General features: G+C 46.8%; 22 protein-coding genes and 1 pseudogene. 4 read left to right on the top strand and 19 right to left on the bottom strand.

Annotated elements, in window-relative coordinates; translation table 11 throughout:
- The first annotated feature begins 98 nt into the window (after positions 1-98).
- Together VNN20_07230 and VNN20_07225 are read left to right on the top strand one after the other, a co-directional pair.
- On the top strand, positions 99-389 hold the full coding sequence (locus tag VNN20_07230; GenBank protein ID HWP91971.1) for a BrnT family toxin: 291 nt from the start codon (positions 99-101) through the stop codon (positions 387-389).
- Position 390: 1 nt separating this feature from the next.
- Entirely contained in the window at positions 391-612 is a 222-nt protein-coding gene (locus tag VNN20_07225) for an antitoxin (GenBank protein HWP91970.1), read from the top strand.
- A gap of 211 nt (positions 613-823) precedes the next feature.
- Here VNN20_07225 and VNN20_07220 read toward each other — a convergent pair whose 3' ends face one another.
- The 8 genes from VNN20_07220 to VNN20_07185 all read right to left on the bottom strand — a co-directional run bounded on the left by VNN20_07220 (position 824) and on the right by VNN20_07185 (position 9,004).
- Positions 824-1,129: a HigA family addiction module antitoxin gene (locus tag VNN20_07220; protein HWP91969.1), complete on the bottom strand. Its 306-nt coding sequence runs from the start codon at positions 1,127-1,129 to the stop codon at positions 824-826.
- A 10-nt stretch (positions 1,130-1,139) separates the two neighbouring features.
- Positions 1,140-1,424, bottom strand: a complete 285-nt coding sequence (locus VNN20_07215) for a type II toxin-antitoxin system RelE/ParE family toxin (GenBank protein HWP91968.1) — start codon at positions 1,422-1,424, stop codon at positions 1,140-1,142.
- A gap of 79 nt (positions 1,425-1,503) precedes the next feature.
- Positions 1,504-2,460, bottom strand: a complete 957-nt coding sequence (locus VNN20_07210) for an aldo/keto reductase (protein HWP91967.1) — start codon at positions 2,458-2,460, stop codon at positions 1,504-1,506.
- A 200-nt stretch (positions 2,461-2,660) separates the two neighbouring features.
- The gene (locus tag VNN20_07205; protein ID HWP91966.1) at positions 2,661-3,743 is read right to left on the bottom strand and encodes an MFS transporter; all 1,083 of its coding nucleotides are present in this window, start codon (positions 3,741-3,743) and stop codon (positions 2,661-2,663) included.
- 29 nt (positions 3,744-3,772) lie between these two features.
- Positions 3,773-3,988 carry a hypothetical protein gene (locus VNN20_07200; protein ID HWP91965.1) on the bottom strand — a complete coding sequence of 72 codons (216 nt, stop codon included), beginning with the start codon at positions 3,986-3,988 and terminating at the stop codon, positions 3,773-3,775.
- A gap of 456 nt (positions 3,989-4,444) precedes the next feature.
- Positions 4,445-5,599, bottom strand: coding sequence for an FAD-dependent oxidoreductase (locus tag VNN20_07195; GenBank protein HWP91964.1), 1,155 nt, complete (start codon positions 5,597-5,599; stop codon positions 4,445-4,447).
- Positions 5,600-5,625: 26 nt separating this feature from the next.
- A complete protein-coding gene (locus tag VNN20_07190) occupies positions 5,626-6,237 on the bottom strand; it encodes an SGNH/GDSL hydrolase family protein (GenBank protein ID HWP91963.1) in 612 nt (203 codons plus the stop codon).
- A 109-nt stretch (positions 6,238-6,346) separates the two neighbouring features.
- On the bottom strand, positions 6,347-9,004 hold the full coding sequence (locus VNN20_07185) for a M4 family metallopeptidase (GenBank protein HWP91962.1): 2,658 nt from the start codon (positions 9,002-9,004) through the stop codon (positions 6,347-6,349).
- A 204-nt stretch (positions 9,005-9,208) separates the two neighbouring features.
- Here VNN20_07185 and VNN20_07180 point away from each other — a divergent pair, with 204 nt between their 5' ends.
- A complete protein-coding gene (locus VNN20_07180; GenBank protein ID HWP91961.1) occupies positions 9,209-9,505 on the top strand; it encodes a DUF2845 domain-containing protein in 297 nt (98 codons plus the stop codon).
- Positions 9,506-9,744: 239 nt separating this feature from the next.
- Here the strand turns inward: VNN20_07180 and VNN20_07175 are convergent, their stop codons facing one another.
- From VNN20_07175 to VNN20_07125, 11 genes and pseudogenes are all read right to left on the bottom strand, one after another.
- Positions 9,745-10,305, bottom strand: a complete 561-nt coding sequence (locus tag VNN20_07175) for a Uma2 family endonuclease (protein HWP91960.1) — start codon at positions 10,303-10,305, stop codon at positions 9,745-9,747.
- A gap of 66 nt (positions 10,306-10,371) precedes the next feature.
- The gene (gene mqnE, locus VNN20_07170) at positions 10,372-11,481 is read right to left on the bottom strand and encodes an aminofutalosine synthase MqnE (GenBank protein HWP91959.1); all 1,110 of its coding nucleotides are present in this window, start codon (positions 11,479-11,481) and stop codon (positions 10,372-10,374) included.
- Positions 11,457-13,235 (bottom strand): menaquinone biosynthesis decarboxylase, encoded by a 1,779-nt coding sequence (locus tag VNN20_07165; GenBank protein HWP91958.1) that lies wholly within the window; start codon positions 13,233-13,235, stop codon positions 11,457-11,459. The genes mqnE and VNN20_07165 overlap by 25 nt, the downstream gene beginning before the upstream one ends.
- Before the next feature lie 13 nt (positions 13,236-13,248).
- Positions 13,249-13,523 (bottom strand): annotated as a pseudogene (locus tag VNN20_07160) (hypothetical protein).
- A complete protein-coding gene (locus tag VNN20_07155) occupies positions 13,520-13,738 on the bottom strand; it encodes a hypothetical protein (GenBank protein HWP91957.1) in 219 nt (72 codons plus the stop codon). The pseudogene VNN20_07160 and the gene VNN20_07155 overlap by 4 nt, the downstream one beginning before the upstream one ends.
- Before the next feature lie 17 nt (positions 13,739-13,755).
- Positions 13,756-14,307, bottom strand: coding sequence for a UbiX family flavin prenyltransferase (locus VNN20_07150; GenBank protein HWP91956.1), 552 nt, complete (start codon positions 14,305-14,307; stop codon positions 13,756-13,758).
- 1 nt (position 14,308) lies between these two features.
- Entirely contained in the window at positions 14,309-15,151 is an 843-nt protein-coding gene (locus VNN20_07145; protein ID HWP91955.1) for a UbiA-like polyprenyltransferase, read from the bottom strand.
- Positions 15,152-15,285: 134 nt separating this feature from the next.
- Positions 15,286-16,845: a ribonuclease Y gene (gene rny, locus VNN20_07140; GenBank protein HWP91954.1), complete on the bottom strand. Its 1,560-nt coding sequence runs from the start codon at positions 16,843-16,845 to the stop codon at positions 15,286-15,288.
- Between the two features lie 2 nt (positions 16,846-16,847).
- A complete protein-coding gene (locus VNN20_07135; protein ID HWP91953.1) occupies positions 16,848-17,567 on the bottom strand; it encodes a 5-formyltetrahydrofolate cyclo-ligase in 720 nt (239 codons plus the stop codon).
- Positions 17,476-17,832 (bottom strand): cell division protein ZapA, encoded by a 357-nt coding sequence (locus VNN20_07130; GenBank protein ID HWP91952.1) that lies wholly within the window; start codon positions 17,830-17,832, stop codon positions 17,476-17,478. The genes VNN20_07135 and VNN20_07130 overlap by 92 nt, the downstream gene beginning before the upstream one ends.
- Before the next feature lie 2 nt (positions 17,833-17,834).
- Positions 17,835-18,044 (bottom strand): hypothetical protein, encoded by a 210-nt coding sequence (locus VNN20_07125; GenBank protein HWP91951.1) that lies wholly within the window; start codon positions 18,042-18,044, stop codon positions 17,835-17,837.
- 83 nt (positions 18,045-18,127) lie between these two features.
- Here VNN20_07125 and prfA point away from each other — a divergent pair, with 83 nt between their 5' ends.
- Complete coding sequence (gene prfA, locus VNN20_07120; protein ID HWP91950.1) at positions 18,128-19,186, top strand: peptide chain release factor 1; 1,059 nt, start codon at positions 18,128-18,130, stop codon at positions 19,184-19,186.
- Positions 19,187-19,197: the final 11 nt, after the last annotated feature.

The following is a 19,197-nucleotide window of genomic DNA, read 5'->3' as shown; positions in this document are numbered from 1 at the left end:
GAGACCTCATCGGCCAACTTAGCCTTGACATAGAAACCTTACGATCAACTATAATATTAATATATGAAAGATATTGCTGAAATAATTATGGTATAATTATGAGTAATATACGATTCGATTGGGATGAGAATAAAAATGTCGCTAATAAGAGAAAGCACAAAGTCTCTTTTGAGGAAGCAAAGAGTGTTTTTTACGATGAACACGCTCGACTTATTGCCGACCCGGATCATTCCCAAGCTGAAGATCGCTTTATATTACTCGGCCTGAGCTATGAGCTTCGAGTGTTAGTTATCGTTCACACCTACAGGGAGAGCGAGGAGACAATACGATTTATATCGGCAAGAAAGGCAACTAAAAAGGAAACAAAGTTATACGAAAGGAGAAAATAACATGAGGAAAGAATACGATTTTACAAAATCTATAAAAAACCCTTACTCTAAAAAACTCAAGAAACAAGTCACCATACTGCTCGAAAATGAGATCATAGATTACTTTAAGAAGCTCGCCGCAGAAACGGATATACCCTATCAGAAGTTGATCAATCTATTCCTGAGAGAATGCGCCGGAAAAAAATTGAAACCCGCTGTTAGCTGGGAGGAAACGAAGGATTGACTCCACATTCCCGGCTCATAAGCCATTTTATATTATCTGATGCAAGCAAAATGGGATATTCTCGATTGGATTTAAACTTAAAACCATAGACCCGCTAAGGAAGGGAAAGTAGTAGGCAAATTGGATAATGTAGCTATTAATAATAGAATAAGATTGTAGCTAGGATGAAAGATTCTTTTGAGAAAGGAGATAGTTGTAATATTGTAGAAGCTCAGCCGGTCCTGGAGTGAGCTTTAACTTCTTTCTCAAGTCTATCACCCAGCTCTCTCTTCTGCACTTCCAGATCATAGTGAGCCTGCAAATTCAGCCAAAAGCGTTCAGATGTCCCGAAGTAACGAGATAGCCTCAGAGCCGTGTCCGCCGTAATGGCCCGCTCGCCATTCACTATTGCATTAACCCGCCTCGAATCTACATTGATATCTTTAGCCAAACGATACTGACTGATACCCAGGGGTTTAAGAAATTCTTCCAATAAAATTTGACCAGGATGGATTGGTTCTATTTCTCTTTTTCTCATGAGTGCCTCCTCAGGAGTGATAATCTGCGATTTCAACTGCATACGCATCGCCACCCCGCCACTTGAAACAAATTCTCCATTGATCGTTGATTCGGATACTGTATTGTCCTTTACGATCTCCCTTCAGTTTCTCAAGCCTATTCCCCGGTATGATTCTTAGATCTTCCAGTGACTCAGCCGCATTCAAAATAAGAAGCTTTCGCAAGGCAGCTCGCAAAACCTGAGTTGGTAGCTTCCTTGGCCTTAGTCCTTGAAATAGTTTCTCAGTATCGGAATCGGCAAAATGCCTTATCACTAGGAAATATAGTAGCGTAACACGCTATCAGGGTCAAGCGTTAATGGTTTTTCACCAAAATCCAACTTAGTTAGATAATTCATAACTCCTTCATGTACTCCACCATGCGTCTTCTCATACCCTCGTCTGGAAGGCGGCCGTAGCATGCCTGCATGTTGTCCTTAAGGTGCTGCGGTTTGCTGGTGGCGGGAATTACGCAGGTAACCGCCGGATTGGATATGATGTATTTGAGGAAGAACTGCGCCCAGCTAGTGCAGTCAAACTCTGCCGCCCAGGGAGGCAGTGCTTTACCCTTGACCTTTCCAAAGAGATCGCCCTTCTCAAACGGCTCGTTTATGAGCACTGCCGTTCCCTTTTCTGCTGCTAGTGGGAGTAGCCGCCTCTCTGCATCCCTGGTCTCGATATTGTAGTTGAGCTGTACGAAATCGAGGTTTTCTTTTTCTACTATCTTTTCTAATTCAGGATGTGCGCTGACCCGGGAGTGAGTAACGCCGAGATAGCGAATCTTTCCCTCTTTCTTCCATGCCCGTAGCGTTTCCAACTGAGTCATGACATCTACCAGGTTGTGAACCTGCATCAGGTCTATCTTTTTCCGATGAAGTAGCTTCATAGAGTTCTCCATCTGCTCGATTCCGGCTTCCTTTCCCGTGGTCCATACCTTTGTAGCTATGAAAAGAGAATCAACGATGTTCAACTGGGAAGCAAGGTCTCCTATTACCGATTCGGCAGTTCCATACATTGGGGAAGTATCCACCACCGTGCCTCCCATCTCCACGAACAACCGGAGTACTTCTTTTAACGGTTCACGCGACTCACCCGGGATCAAATTAAAGGTGCGGGCTGTGCCCAAACCTACGGCCGGAATTTCCTCACCCGTGCTGGGAATCCTTCGTTTGATTATGGGCTTCTTATCTTGCGCTATCGAGATATCCGGTATAACTAGTAAAGCCCCTAAGCCGAGTGAAAACTTGATGAAACCTCTTCGCGACGGACTAAACGCCGTCGAATGATTAACATATTTTTTATTATTACTCATGCCAATTCCTCCTGTTAGTTGGTTTATTCCGATTAGATTCATTAGTATTGGCTACAAGGTTACATTTTCACACATGGTCACGAGCAAGACTCGTGACCTACCAAACAAAATTTCCGGGCGGCCCCCCAGCCCAGACAGTAGACATAGTTATCTTTTTGATAACAACTCCCATTGAATCCATCGGTTTAATAGAATCGATCTTAAACATCAGTGATCCCTCTCATACCTTTTTCCGATATTATCTCCTGTTCTACTTTGACTTCTTTCAAAATGTTATCCTGTTTCTTTCCCAGAATGAGACCGGTGAGCATCCATATCGCCGATATCGGCACGGCGATGAAGGCGATTGACGAGAGATTCAGTCCCATACCGACAAGGCCAGCAAACGCCCAGCCGCTAGCCGCATCTCCAGCTCGGTAAACGACGGTATCGATGAAATTCTTGGACTTGTACTTATCCTCCTTGGGTACGACGGTAAAGAGTATTTCCCGGGCAGGCCGGGTGATGGCAAAGTTTCCAGCCCTTTTTATGACCTGAAATATCACCAGAACGGAAAGAACCGGGAAAAGACCGAGAGCCACAAAACCGAGTGTAACCAGCGCCGGTATGAGCATGAGTGTTGCCGACAAACCGAGTCTTGTGGCTAGCTTTCCGGTGATAAATACCTGGCCGATGATAGTTAGCGCGTTCACGGCCAGGTCCATCGACGCAAACAAGGTGGTTCGCTTAGCCGGTTCGTCAAAAGCGCTTTCGATGATTCTCGCCTGGGTGAAATAGAGAAATGTAGAAAGAGTGGTATAGAGGACTACAAAGAGGCAGATTCCCAGAAGGTAAGGAGAGCGGAGCACTCTGGTGAATCCTGCAAAAATGCTGCCCCCGATGCGCATGTTATCCGCATTTTGCTGAGTTTCTGACTCTTCACCCTTTGTATGAACTGAACCCTCCCAGCGTAGAAGTAGATGTATGCAAACCACCGAAAGAAAAAGTAACAGTATTGATAATAGAATAAGGTTCACCGGTCCCAGGACAGTGCTCAAGCCTGCAGTTAGCGAAGGCCCGGCAATGGCCCCAGCGCTTCCGCCCGCGGCGATAAAGCCGAATAGCCGCTTCGCCTGTTCGTTGGTGAATAGGTCTGCCATAAAACTCCAGAAAACAGACACAACAAAGAGGTTGAAGACGCTAAGCCAGATGAAAAATGCCCTTGCCGTCCATACGCCGTATAGACCGCTTTTAAAAAGCAGGAAAAAGACGAGCAGGTTTAATATGAAAAAGTAATAGACCACAGGGACAAGTCTCCTTCTCGGAAAACGCGCTACGGCAGCGCCAAAAAGAGGTACCCTAGCAACATGACTACAAATGTGCCGGTAAAGAGCCATTGGAGATTTTCCACTCCGCCCTGGATGCCCATCTCGTCCCGAATCGGACGGAGGATGTAATAACTGCAGAGCAGGCAGAAGAAGTAGGCAAAAGAAAACAGTAAAGCACGAACCTCGTTTTTTCTGACTTCTAGGATCTTTTTGAATAGCATCGAGCTAACTTTTGATTTTCGACAGACAACAAATGTTACTTATGTTTTATGGTGCTAAGCTAGCTTAGGGACAATCAATCAATAAAGACATGCCTACTAACAATTGTCATACCCGCCCCCGGTTGAACCGGGGGATCGATCGGGTATCCGCTTTGAATTTGTCATCCCCGAATGCTCCCCAATAAAAACATTTGGGGACAGGATTAATCGGGGATCCATCTTTTAAAATCTGGATTCCCACTTCCGTGGGGATGACATTCCTTAATTCTGCTTTGGATAAACAAACGCAGAATATGGCAATTAAATCTTTAGAAATAGTATGCAGTATGATTGCCGAGATTTCCTCTATTTTTTTATCCAGAAGTTGAACGGGAGGGAAAATAGTAAAAATATTTTTATTTGAGACTAAGGCCCGGGGCGGGAAAACTGTGAAATTATCCTCTAAAATTAAATAGTTTACCCTTCCCCGGAAGCCATCTCCCGCGCTACTTGCTCCATTTTTTCGGGCGGCATGTGCAGAAACGCCTGGTCCCGCAGCCAGGCAAGAATCGGGCTGTGTACCTGCGTGATCTTTGCCATCATTCTGCTCTTCTTTACGACATCCTCAGTGCGTTTCTTTCTGTGTTCTTGGAAAGCCTTGAGCGCATCATCGAGGCTTAACTCCGAGGTCAATAGCTCGGCCAGCCTTATAGAGTCTTCTATGGTGATGTTAGCCCCCATAGCGGCAAATGGAGTTGTGGCGTGTGCTGCATCTCCCAGAAGTACAACGCGGCCTTTGACCCAGGTCTTGAGAGGCTCTAAATCCCAAGCCTCGGTATGAACGAGCTCTGAGTCCTCTGTAGAATTAACAGCCGCTATCAAAAGCTCATACCAATCTTTGATGCGTTCGAGAATTTCTTTCTTGTTTGCAGACAAGTCTTTTCCGGCAGGAAACTTATGGGTTAAATACCACCTTATTTGTCCGTTTCCGACGTCGGCAACCCCAGCCTTCGCACCCCTGCCCCAAATTTCAACATGATGTCCATCGGGCAATAGAGGATGTCTGAAAGGGATCACCGCCACAATAGCACTGTAACCCGAGTAGCTGAGCCTTGCTTTACCGGACACGTGTGTTCTCACTACCGAGTGAATACCGTCAGCCCCGATAACCAGGTCACCGGTGGCGTGTGAACCGTCGGCCAGTACGGCCGTAGCGGTGCCTTCATCCTGTTCGATGCCAACGCATTCTGAGCCCATTTTCACGGTGCCAGCATCACCGATAAGGTTTACAAGCGATGATAACAAACCGGCGCGGAGCATATCGTAGCTGGGCGCGCCAAGTTTACGTGAAACTTCACCCACCGGCATCATCTCAATCAGCCTCCCTTCTTGGTTACGAATTTCCGTCCTCTCAATCGCAGCCCCAAACGAATCAAGCATTTCTTTCTCCAGTCCCTGCGACATGAGATGCCCGATTGCATATGACCAGATGGTAAACCCGGTGGCCTGCTGCTGTAGTTTCGTGCGCTTCTCGTAAACCTCTACCTCCACTCCAGCCCGCCTGAGAGCAAGCGCAGTGGTCAGACCGCCAACGCCGCCTCCTACTATGACCACCTTTTTTAGTTTAGCCATTCAGCAATCACCCCCCTTTATCAAACTTACTTCTTGCCTATTTCCATTATAGCGGATACTACCTTTATTACCGCTGTTGCCAGTTTTTTATGTTCCTGTGCGTCTAGATGAACGCCGTCAACCTTGCTGACTTTCACATATTTAGACGAATCTAGAAAATGACATCCTGAAAACTTAGCCGCCTCTTCGTATGCCTTTCCCAATTCTTTTGAGACTCCCTGCCTGCCCTCAAAAAATACACCCATAAAATTGGACAACTTTCCGAGCGGTGGGGGAGAGATTAAGAGTATTTCCGGCACTCCCAGTCTTGGCCCACACTTGCTTCTCTGGACAGTCCAAATAAGGGATAGACACCCGGCCACTATTTCCGACGACGTGAAATTGAAGGATTTCCACAAATCATTAGTCCCGAGCATAAGGATGAACATATCGACTGGCGAATGAGATTCGAGCACCGTGCTCAGCATCTTTTGTCCGTTCCTATCCGGAAGGAAAGGACTATCCCAATTCGTAGTTCTTCCCATGAGGGATTCCTCCACAACCCGTACAGAATTTCCCAATTCCAGTTGCAGAATCCCCGGCCAGCGCTGGTCAAAGGGAAGCCTGGTCCCATCAGCAGGGTTAAATCCCCAGGTTATGGACGCCGCAACATAGTATCGTTTGCATATTTCATCCTCCCTTATCCGTACTTTGGTGATAAGAAAAATTGTATGAAATATAGAATAGGTTGCTACGCTTCGACCTGGCTCACCGGCCGGGTAATTTTATGGATACTTCCGTGCCGTTCCCGAACCCGTTGAAGCGAAGAGAATATACCCCTTCCCTCAGTTGACCGCCGCTTAAGCGCAAGACATTCCCGGCATCAGTTTCTTCAATCTTGTCGGAAGCATCAATCACACCCCCATCATCATCAATCAACTTAGCCTCGAGCTTATTGCCGCTCATAACCTCCACGTTAATGTCGAGAGGAGATTGGCCATCGTAATAAAAGTAGTAATTCTCCACCGGCGCTTTAAATTCGGCCCGGTAGGGCGGTTCTAGAATAACCCGGTCTCGCTCCGATAATATTTCATAATCGCACATGATGCACTCTTTTATCAGTTCCCATTCCGGCCTCACTTCGGTTTCACCACAGTCTTTGTCAAACGAAAAAAAGTACGAGATTTGCATGTCGTAGTCCAGAATTTGACCAGGAAAAGCGGGCTCGACGGAAATTGTAAAACTGCTCGGACCTATACCGGAGATTGAAGTGCTGAAATAGGAGGCATTGGTATAAGTTTTTACGACGGCATCTCCGTTGTAAATTTTTGCGTTAACATTGTTGGTGAAACTAAATGCCAGGCTAGGGATGGAGCACGCGCCCAATAGATTTCGGACGTCCGGGGAGGTTATCTTAAAATAATCTTTGTCATCAAAAGGAAATATGTTCAGACTGGATAGCCACATTCTCGGCGGCTCATTCCCATCGATTACCCAATCCAAACTATCCGTGACCAGCAAGATCGGTCCCCGCAAAGTATTCGTGCCAAGCGGGGTTGCTCCTGCCAGGGCGTTGTTGTTATCCGGAGATACGGGGTTAGGGTTTCCGCCTTTTTTATCAAACCGGTCGGGTTGTTTGGGTTGTGTGTATGGACAAAGCCCTACTGCACACCAGGCTTTAATTACCTGACCTACTTCTTGAGAATCTACCCCGTAAAGGTCTTCGGCGGCGCGGATCGAGCCTTCACGGGCGTCTTCATAGCCTGAATTGGAGTTGAGATATCTGGTAAGAGTCCTATAGGCTATCTTACCAGATTTCTGAATGCCGATTCCGTTGATCGAGTACTGGACGTTAGTTTCACTGTTTGTGCCGGTGTCGCCGTCGGTGAGCAAGTAAAACCAACGATTCTGCACATTGCCGTTAACGTGCGGGTCTATCGTGCCCGTGCTTTGCCAGTATTTTCCCTTATAAGTGTCCGGTTGATTATAGGTCTTCGGGTTTTTAAGATCCCGGCAAATAGCGCCTCCGGTGCAGCCCTTGCCATCGCCGATGACCCAGTCGGGGTTTTGATTTTGCTCTTCCCAGCGCTCGACCAATTGTCCCATGATATCGGAAAAGGATTCGTTAAGCGCAGCCGATTCCTTGTTAGCATCGTATTCCAACCCGGCGGATGTCTGAATGAGGCTATGAGTAAACTCATGCCCTACAATGTCTACGGTATTGTAATCATCGTTGTCGCTATTGGTGCTGCCGAAGCCGATGTCTATCACGCCTCCGCCTCCCGAAGCATTGTTTGGACTCAGATTCCCGTCTTTATCCTTCAGATTGGGGTTGTTGCGAATGGTCATGTTGCTATTCTTGTTGTCATAACTGTTTCTTCCATGCACAAGCCGAAAATAATCATAGGTGATATCCAAAGCCCAATAGGAGGTAACCAACGACCTATTATTGCCGTTCCAGTTGTTATCATCGTCAAATACATCAACGGCTTTATCCGTATTATCCAGCAGAACTGCCTTTAGTTCGTTTCCATTGCAGTCATTGATAAGGTAAAAACGGTTGTTCGTATTTTTGGTATTAAACTGCTGATTTCCCCTGAAAGTCGTGTCTCCGCTGCCGGCGTGGCAATTAGCAAACAAGGGAAGTTCCTTGAGCACCGAGCCGTCAGAGGCATTGATGTAAACTTGCCTGGAGCGGTCTAACGGAAGTGCGTACACCTTGAACATCCAGGCCAGCACCCATTCGTCCGAATCGGTATTTGGCTTCTGGGCAAAAATCAACTGGCCCTTGGGGCGATATTCTTGTCCTTCATTCTTTGTGTCGGCGCTTTCCAGGTCTTCGACCAGTTTATCCTCACGAAAGTATCTTTCCGACGGAATGAGCTTCATCACTATTTGTAGCGCGTCCTCTTCTGAAATCGCCGGTGTGGTTTCTGGTGGAGCAAAATTCATGGCCAGGGTGCCGTTTGCTTTAAGCGCACGGCTCTCTTTGGCGTGAACCATAAACTCAGCATTCTCTACAGGAATTTCCTGGTAATACTGCAGGTACCTATAGTGAACCATTCCCAATTCATCACTTTCTTCGGAAACAATAACCATCTTATTACCGGGAGTGAGTTGAAAGATTTCGGCATAGTCATCAAAAAGAGTCTTTGGGTTGACGTTCGCCTCTTCCTTGAACGTAACCCAGCCCGGAGTAACGCTCGGTTCAGTTATATCCCAAATGTCTTTAGACCGCTGACAGGCAGATAGGAAAGAGATTAGTATTAAAACCCATAGAAAATGGATGGCGGGAGTTCTTTCCCAAGAACCTGCTAATTTACCTTGATTTGAAATATCGGGGGCCACGGCGCGGGACAAATCGCCTGCTGCATTGTACAAGAGCTTGCACAACTGGTCAGAATTGCTGGATGGGTCATTGGCCATTTACCACCTTCCTCATTTCGTATTGTAAGGCCGATTATATACCACAGGAAATGCTATTTCAATTTACGTACTGTTACCCTAACACACCGGTAGAAAAATTCTTCCTGAGAGCGGCTTCCGAAAGAAATCATGATTATTTGTTCAAAAGTTTCAGTTATTGTAAGATGTATCAACCAGCTAAACAAAAAGGAGCAACTCCACAGTATGAAAGGGATATTTTGCATAAGCATTATACTTACCCTTCTAATTCCTGCTCTGAATACTGCTCATGCATTTACCTGCGGTAAGAAATTCTTTTCAAAGGGTGACCTCAGTTTTCAGGTTCTGATAGATTGCGGCGAACCGGTCATAAGGGAGGTAATAGGATACACCCTGACCCCGGACCAGAGAAGGGAAATGGTAATAGAGAGATGGGTGTATGGGCCGGTGAAGGGATTCTATCAGGTTCTCATCTTTGAGGGTGGAGTGTTGATAAAGGAAGAAAAGATTATTAATAAATAAGATAAGTTAGGAACAATTCTTAAAGTCGAACATTTAAGGGCGAAACGACTGATCAGTAACAAGCAGATGGGCGCCAAAAGAGCTGCACGATACCGGTGAAACTATGAAGCCGAGTCGAGACAATTCAGCAGCAACAAGAAAAACACCCCTCATTCCCATTAGTTGCCGTGACGATGACATTTAATTACTCTTTAACCCCAACCGTTGTAAAAAACGTCTCTTTCGACAGTATATAACAACTAACCAATAATGGAATCAACGCTTAGGGTCAGTTCTGGGTCGAACAAAGGGCTTACGGTTTCACCACGAGTAAAGTAACGAACCTCTTTGTACATACCTTCCTGCGGCTCTCTATAAATTTCAATCATGTCTTTAATCAAGTTCACCAGCCATACCTCAGATATTGATGCCGTTGCATAAAGAGGTATTTTGATGTCCCGGTCGTACTCTAAAGATGTATCACTTACCTCTATAATCAACAAAACATCGGTGGGTGTCGGATGGGCGTTAGAATAAAAATCATTGCGTGGTCTTAACAAAATGATATCAGGTTGAGGCTCTGAAAGGTTGCTTAGACGTAGTGGATTTTGGACGCTTATTATAGCAGTTTCACTAAGAAGGCGATTGAGTAAAGCATTTAAACGACTAACGCAGCCGGCATGGCGGCTTCCAATCGGGGTCATTTTTATGATTTCACCTTCGATGAGCTCTACTCGGTCATCCGCGGATAGGATGCCGGCCTCAGCCATGCGGTAATACTCAGTTATGTTGAATTGACGTTTTGTAACCCGGACTGACATAACCCCTCATACCAAAAATTTAGCTCGGAGTTACTAACACATAATAGCATAGCAACTGACGAACCTCTAGTTATACACCCTCACCACGTTGTAAAGGGCGTCTCTTTCCACCGGGATGTAGCCGGCGTTTTTTATCATGTTAACCATGAAATCCCGGCTGTGGCCGACCTCGGACGGGGCGCCGGCATCGTGGATTATCTTCTCTCTCATGATGGTGCCGTCAGCATCGCTGGCTCCGTAGTGAAGGGCGACCTGGGCCAGTTTTTCGCCGAGGGTTATCCAGTAGGATTTAATGTGCGGAAAGTTGTCCAGATAAAGGCGGGCAAGCGCGTGTATTTTCAGGTCATAAGACCCGGGGACGAATTTCACCTGTTTCTTGAGTGCAGTGTTCTCAGGCTGGAATAAAACCGGTATGAAAGCAAAGAATCCCGGGGATTCATCTTCGATTCTTCTTAGCCTCTCCAAATGGTCGACGACATGAAAAGGCTCCTCTATATGTCCATACAAGATTGTGGCATTGGTAGGTATGCCCAGCTTGTGAGCGATCTTGTGTATCTCTTCCCACCTGGTGGCAACGGTTTTTGGCGCACATATCTTCTTTCTAACATCGGGATGAAGGATCTCGGCGCCACCGCCGGTGAGGGCATCCACTCCGGTTTCTTTGAGCGTTACCAATACCTCTTCGATGCTCTTCCCGCTTATCTCCGTGAACCAGTCAATCTCCACTGCGGTGAACGCTTTCACGTGAGTGTTTGGAAACGCATCTTTAATGAGCTTCACAATTCCCAGATAATGCTCAAACCTCCAGTCGGGATGGAGACCGCCGACGATATGCACCTCTCTTATCTCTTCATTCAGCATTGACAGTATTTGCTCATGGCTTAATTCATAAGCATAGGCAGATTTTTTGGTTACCCCAAAGGCGCAGAATTTACAGGAGATGGCACAGATGTTGGTGGGGTTAACGTGACGGTTTACGACGAAATAAACCTTCTCCCCTTCCCTCTTTCTCTTCACATAATTCGCCATCATCCCCACCGCATTCAGGTCCTGGGTTTCCAGGATCTTTAGCCCGTCCTCAAAGCTCAGGCGCTCTCCATTTTCGACTTTTTTCAGGATCGGTAGAAGGGATTTATCCCGGCAAAGGGTTCCTATTCTGTCCAATACTCCTTCCATCTCTTGCTCACCTTCCCTTTTACATCTTCCGACATTTCGATTACCTCAGGATACCATTCCTTGAATGAGGCATCTATCCCCATCCTTCCGTTATAAACTACCGCCGAACCCTTCAATTCGGTCTCCTCAAAGATAACATCGAGGTAAGGATCGAACCTGGTAAATATACCCCATATTAGCTCGGTGTCATCATGAATGTCAATATCTGCGCTTACCACCGCTACAATCCTTAAATCCTTGTACCCAGGCAGGTCAAAAATTCTGCGGATGGCGTCTTTGGGCTTTTCCTTAACCTTAAGCACCAGGAATCCGCCGGGTAAAAGCCTGTAGTCTAGAACCTGGTCAAGCTTTTCTCTAGGGTCGGGCACCGTCTCAGGAATTTTTCTTTTTTTTCTGTCCGAGTTGTTAGCCCGCCTCACCGCATTTATCCCCATCTTGCTCCCAACGTTTAGCTTTCTGCTGGTAAAGTCCAGAGTATCAACCGGCGCCCAGGGAATAAGAAGAAAATCTTCACGCGGGTCAAAATTTTCACCTATCTCTTTGAGAACCGCGTCCCAGTCTCTGGGATTGACATCGCTTGAGACCATAATCATGCACTTGGTAAGAAGAAGCTGTCCGGTGCCCCAGAGTGCCAGCATGGCCTTTATTCCGTTCTTAGGGTACCTCTCGTCGACCGAGACTACCAGAAGGTTGTGGAACCCGGCTTCCGGATAGGCCCACATCCTTTTCACTTCCGGCTGGATTATTTTTATGAGTGGAGAAAACATCTCCGCAGCGGCGATTCCCAAAAATATATCCTCTTTAGGCGGCTTCCCTACGACGGTGGCCGGGTAGATCGGGTTATTTCGGTGCGTTATCTCCTTCACTTTGAATACCGGAAAATCGGCTTCCATCGAATAGTGCCCGAAGTGGTCTCCGAATGGGCCCTCTGTTCTCAGTTCTCCCTGGGGGACGATACCCTCTATAATAAACTCGGCATTTGCCGGGACGTTAAGAGATATACTTTTCCCCCGAACCATGGGAATCGGATTTCCGCGAAGATAACCGGCAAAGGCAAGCTCATCCATGCCTTCGGGAAGCGGAGCAATGGCGGTGAAAATCATCTTGGGGTCGCCTCCGAGAACTACTGCCGCTTCCAGGTCTTTTCCCAGCTTGGTCGCTTCGTGATAATGTGCAGCCCCGCCCTTGTGCGGATGCCAGTGCATTCCGGCTGTTTGTTTATCGTATATCTGCATCCGGTAGATTCCCAAGTTCCTTCTATTCGTGACCGGGTCTTGGGTCAAGACCAACCCTAATGTGATAAACCTTCCGCCGTCCTTGGGCCAGCACTTGATTATGGGAAGCCGGTCCAGGTTGGGTTCCTCTTCTACCTGTTGAACTACACCACTCCCGACGCTTTTGGTCCTCATGGACAGGAGCCCAAATGCTTTTGGCAGAATTGAGAAAAACGACTTAATCGACGGCGGATTTAACTTCTCGAAAAGATAAACTAGCTCTTCGCCTAACTCTCTCGGTTTTCTTCCCAGGGCAAGCTCAACCCTCTCTTCATTCCCAAAGAGGTTAATGGCCAGAGGAAACGGTGAACCCTTGACGTTCTCAAAAATGAGGGCAGGTCCGTTCTCTTTGATCACCCTCGAAGAAATCTCGGTGATTTCCAGGATCGGGTCAACCTCAGCTTTTATCCTTTTTAGGTCGCCAGTCGCCTCCAGATATCGTATGAATTCCTGAAGGTCGGGAAAGTTCCTTTTTTTCATTTGTGTTTCGTTGTCAGAGGGTTTTTAGCAAAGCATCGTATTCACCGTGCGACCCTATCCAGAACCACACGACCGTATTCTTATCTTCTCTCATTACCCCTAGAGCCCTCCACCCAAGTCCAACTCTTATGGAATGGATTTTTTAGTTGCTTTTACCGGTTTGAACTCTAAACTGGGGTAGTAAGGATTCTTCTTCCATAACTTGTAATTCTTTCGTGCTGTACGCCTTACTCTCTCTGGTAACTTGGGAAAACGGTCAATAAACTCCTCAGTAAGCTCCGATTTCACAGATCGTCAAATCCCATTCTCTTCGTCTTTCCGGCTTTAGACTCTTGTAGAACTTTTCCCGCTAATTTTTCAAGTTTGCTCTGTGGTTGATCAAGCGTTTTCTGCCATTTGAGTTCGTTATCAATATCCTCTATAATCTGTTTGGCGATTCCATCCTGTAACTCTGGTGGCAAAGCTTCAACTTTCTTTATTGCTTTTGAAAGTAACGTTGTCATTTTTATACCCTAGTTAGCTATTCTAAATCCTCCTGCCGCCATCCGCTCCCATCGTCAATTCCAATTACCTTCAGAACCTTATTCACAAAACCCTCCACCAGGTCATTTACGGTACTTGCATCAATATAATGAGGAGGGCTTATCGGCATTATTATTGCACCTTCTCTGGAAAGCTTAAGCGCATTTTCAAGCGCAATGGAGCTAAGCGGGGTCTCCCTCAGCGCAATGACCAGCCTTCTTCTCTCCTTGAGCGCAACCTGTGCCGCTCTGGTTATCAAGGTATCGGCGATTCCGGAGGCGATCTTGCCCAGAGTCGACACCGAGCAGGGAATTATTACCAGACTATCGAAATGGTTGCTTCCGGATGAAAAAGGTGCGGCTAGGTCCCAATCATTGAAAGTCTTTTTTACCCAGGGACTAATCTCTTCAACTTTTAAACCCAGCTCTTCCTGGAGAACCCTCTTTCCCCATTTGCTCACTACCAGAAACTTGTCGTCAGGGCACTTTCTCAGGAAATCTACGCCATATACTACGCCCGAAGCGCCTGTAATTCCTACGATTGTTCGCATTTCATGTTAAGTATATCCCAGAGAGAATAAAAATGAAAACGAAGAAGCCGACCAGGATGTTTATTTTAAAAAAAGCCAGGTCTACATCGGACGATTTTCTATGTTCCAAGAAAAGGAAAAATCCGGTGACAATCAAGAACAGGAAAGCGTATACCGACCTAAATTCAGTGATATAAAGGGCGGCTAGCAAAAGAAACGCCATCAAGTGGAGGACAGCGGAAACAAGGAGCGCATTTCTCTTCCCGAACCTTGCCACCAGGGAATGCACCCCGCTTTGTCTGTCAAACTCCTCATCTAGAGTGGCATAGATGATATCGAATCCGGAGACCCAAAATAAAGTGAAAATGGAGAGAACAAGGGCCGGGAAAATTCCGTTTAGAGAACACTTCACCGCAATCCATCCGCCCAATGGAGCGAGAGCCAGTCCAAGCCCCACCCCAAAATGGCAGAGGTAAGTGAATCTCTTCATGTAAGGATATAAAACGAAAACGACCAGTGGAATCGGGGATAAATAGAAGACCAGGTCGCAGATGAGATAAGCGGCGATGGAATAAATCGTGATACCCGAACCGACGATTAAAAGGGCTTCCAGCAACATTATTTCCCCCGAGGGAAGCTCCCTCCCTACAGTCCTGGGATTACTCCGGTCAATCTCCTTATCTATTATTCTATTCAGTCCGAGTGCGGCAGTCCTGGCCCCGACCCCGGCAAGAACAATAAGCAAAAGCAATCTAATATTCGGCACGCCTCGCGCCGCAAGGAACGCCCCTGACAGAATTAAGGGGAAAGAGAAAAGTGTGTGCTCGACCTTTATAAAGCTTCCGTAGGTTTTGAGTTTATGCATTAATCCAGGATTTCATCCTGTTAATGTCGGTTGAATAGAGCGACGAATAGGGGCAATTTGCGTCGCCCCCCATTCTAATAGATGAAATGAGGTGCTATTTAAAAAGAAAGAACAATTTTATGCCGCCTTGTCCTTTACATGGCATGGGCAGTTGCTCGTACTTCCCTTATTACCGTAATCTTTATCTGGCCAGGATAGGCCACCTCGCGCTCGATCTTCTTGGCGATTTCATTAGAAAGTAAAGCAGCCTCTTCGTCGTTTACCTTCGAGCTCTCCACTATAACCCGAACCTCCCTTCCCGCTTGGATAGCATAGCACTTTTCCACGCCTCGAAATGAACCGGCTATTCTCTCGATGTCCTCTATTCTCTTTACATACGTCTCGTAGGTTTCTCTCCTTGCTCCCGGCCTTGCTGCGGAAATGGCATCTGCCGCCTGTACCAGAATGGCCAGAAGCGACTGAGGTTGCGGGTCATGGTATTTAGCTACCGCCTCAATTACCTCGGGTGGTTCTCCATATTTTCTCACAACCTCTTCACCGATCTCCACGTGAGAACCCTCAATCTCATGGTCAAGGGCCTTTCCAATATCGTGAAGAAGCCCCGCCCTTCTGGCCAGCTTAGGGTCATAGCCGATCTCCGCAGCCAGGATACCGCAAATAAAGGCCACTTCTAACGAGTGGCTAAGTATGTTCTGGGAAAAACTGGTCCGGTACTTCAGCTTCCCTACCAGCTTCACCAGCTCCGGATGCATGTTATGCGCACCGATATCAAATACCGCCTCCTCCCCGGACTTCTGAATCTCCTTCTCGATCTCGTTTTCAACCTCAAGTGCAATCTCTTCTATTCTAGCCGGGTGAATCCTGCCGTCGGAGATCAGCCGTTCCAAAGTAATTCTGGCTATCTCCCTTCGTATCGGGTTTAGAGAGGAAACAACGACGGTCTCCGGTGTATCGTCTATTATAATGTCTACCCCGGTCCGGGCCTCTATCGAACGTATGTTTCTCCCCTCCCGTCCTATGATTCTGCCCTTCATATCGTCGCTGGGAAGATTCACGACGGATATCGTTTTTTCGCTGGTGTACTGGCCAGCATATCTTTGAATGGCCAGGGCGATTACATCCTTTGCTTTTCTCTCCGCATTCTCATGAAGCTCATCCTCTATCAGCTTAAGCCGCTTCGCCGCCTCATGTCTGGCCTCATTCTCGATCATATTCACCAGCTCTCTCTTGGCCGCCTCCTGGGTCATACCGGCTATCTGCTCTATTTTCATCTTTGCCTCCTCCACAATAGAATCAAGCTCGGCCTGCTTGTCGTCGAGGGCCTTTTCCTTTGTAACAATATCCCTCTCCTTTCGGGAAATCTCCGATTCTCTTCTTTCTACAGACTCATACTTCTTATCGAGCTGTTCCTCCCGGCTCAGGAGCCTTTTCTCTATTCTGGAGAGCTCTTTTTGTCTCTCCCGCATCTCCCGTTCAATTTCCGCCTTCGTTTTCTCTACAATATCCTTTGCCTTAAGCTCCCCTTCTATCCGGATCTTCTCGGCCTCTTTCCTGGCCATCTCGATAATTACCTGAGCCTCGTTTTTCTTAAGGTCGAGATTTCTCTTCTCTATTATCATTCTGTATATATAATGTGCCGCAATGCCAATAATAAGCGCCAGAACTGCGGTCACCGTAAACCAAATAATGGTCATGGCTATCCTCCGTGTGCAAAAATTATACCCGACTCTGTGATTAAAAAGCCCACTCCTATATCCCTTTCTTCCGCCGGGACACTGTCCAACACTTGTAAATCATAAGCCAATCCTAATAATCTCCTTCTATCCACTCGCCTCAAAGTGCGGTCGTAATACCCCTTACCGTATCCCATTCTCCCGCCCTCACGGTCAAAGGCTACTCCCGGGACAATTATCAGGTCAATATCCTCTGCCTCCTTTCTATCCGCACCCGATGCCGGTTCCGGGATTCCAAATTTCCCCGGTTTTAGGTCACTGAGATCATGAACCTCAAGAAATTCAAGAATCGAACCAGAGACGCGCGGGAAGTAAATTCCTTTGCCCAGTTGTCTTGCCCTCTCAAATATCCCTTCGGTTCTTACCTCGTTTCTGACGGGAAAGTAAAGCGCCAGGCTTTTAGCCTTTTTGAATGGCTCAAAATAAATAGCCAGGGAAGTAATCCTTTTGCTGTTTTTGATTACAGTTTTTGCAGGAAGAAGAAGTCTTTTTTCCAGTAGCTCACGGCGGACTTTATCTTTCTTGAAAGAAGGGTTGGTATCCTTTACTTCTAGCGTGGGAAGACCGGAGACAGGCCTTAGGATCTCATCACTATTTAAGAGAATCCTCCCGCTGTTCTTCTCTGAGCTTTCTCGTCTCTTCTTCGCTTCTAGGACTAAAGGTTTCTTTTCCCTTGAGGGCAATGTCCAATATCTCGACCAGGCTTCTTGATCTTTCCTCAGCACGATCTTTAAACTCCTCAAACTCTCTTTTTAATCTGAAGTAATCATCGGCTATCTTGAGAGTGGCTAGAAGAAAAGGCCTCGGTATCAACATATTACCCGGCTGTGGCGATGCTTCTTTTACCTTATCCTCCAGGTAACGAGCTATTTCGCGCACGTATTCCTCGTCTGCATCGGTTTTTATCATGAAATCGTTGTTGAAAACGCTGACCTTTATACGTTTCACCTTTATGCCTCGGACCTGATAAGATAAAGTTCTAACTTCTCGATGATTTGTTCAAGCCTCATCTTGATCTCGCGCTTTTCTCGCTCGATCTTCATTATATCTTCTCTAAGTTTGGTAACCTCTTCCGCCAAGTTTGAACGCTCTGCCTCTAACTGAGCTGTTCTGGATAAAGCCTCTTTTATTCTGCTCTCAAGAATATCCATTGATTTCATAATCTTATCAACACAAGTTTAACTTTATCTTGAAATTTTTGCAAGATGTGTAAATATTCTATCTAAATATGCAAGAATTCGGGATAATTAAACGGCTTGATGAAGTAGAGAAAAAATATGAGGAGATTGAAAAAATCCTCAGTGACCCCGGTATAAGCTCTTCCGATATTCACCGCTATTCCAAGGAGCGATCTGAGATCTCCGAGGTAGTAGAAATTTACCGCCAATACAAGAAAACCTTGCAAGAAATAGAGGAGAATAAAGCGCTTCTCCAGGATAAAGAATTGGGCGAGCTTGTCCGCAGCGAACTCGATTCTTTGGAGGAGAAACGATCTAAACTAGAGGAAAGACTGCGTATCGCGCTCTTGCCCAGAGACCCCAACGATAGCAAAAACGTCTTCTTAGAGATAAGAGCGGGGACGGGCGGTGAAGAAGCGGCTCTCTTTGCCGGCGACCTATTCCGGATGTATTCCCGATATGCGGAGAGGAACGGCTGGAGGGTGGAAATAATGAGCATAAACGAGACCGGAATCGGGGGTATTAAAGAGATAATCGCGTCGATACAGGGTAAGAATGTGTATAGCAAGCTCAAACACGAGAGCGGCGTACACCGGGTGCAGAGGGTGCCTTCCACCGAAGCCGGCGGAAGAATACATACTTCAACCGCTACGGTAGCCATCCTGGCCGAACCAGATGATTTAGAAGTCACCATAGATGAGAGGGATTTAAGGGTCGACACATTCAGGGCCTCCGGTGCCGGCGGGCAACACGTCAATAAAACGGACTCCGCCATCAGGATCACCCATGTTCCCACCGGGATAGTGGTTCAATGCCAAGACGAAAGATCGCAGCACAAAAACCGGGCTAAAGCAATGAGGATGCTGAAAGCCAAACTCTACGAGGTAGAAGAGCAAAAGCGCCAGATGGAAATATCCTCTACCCGCCGGGACCAGGTAGGAACCGGAGAGAGAAGCGAGAAGATCAGGACCTATAATTTCCCCCAAAGCCGAGTTACTGACCACCGCATAGGACTCACCCTCCACAAGATTGAAACGATCCTGGATGGAGATCTAGATGAGCTTATCCAGCCTCTGATTACCTATTACCAAGCGGAGAGCCTGAAAAAATCCCCCCTCTATTGATCATTTGGAAT

This window comes from Thermodesulfobacteriota bacterium (assembly GCA_035559815.1).
In the GTDB taxonomy this organism is placed as follows: Bacteria; Desulfobacterota_D; UBA1144; order Nemesobacterales; family CSP1-2; genus DATMAT01.
This window is presented reverse-complemented; position numbering and strand designations above follow the sequence as displayed.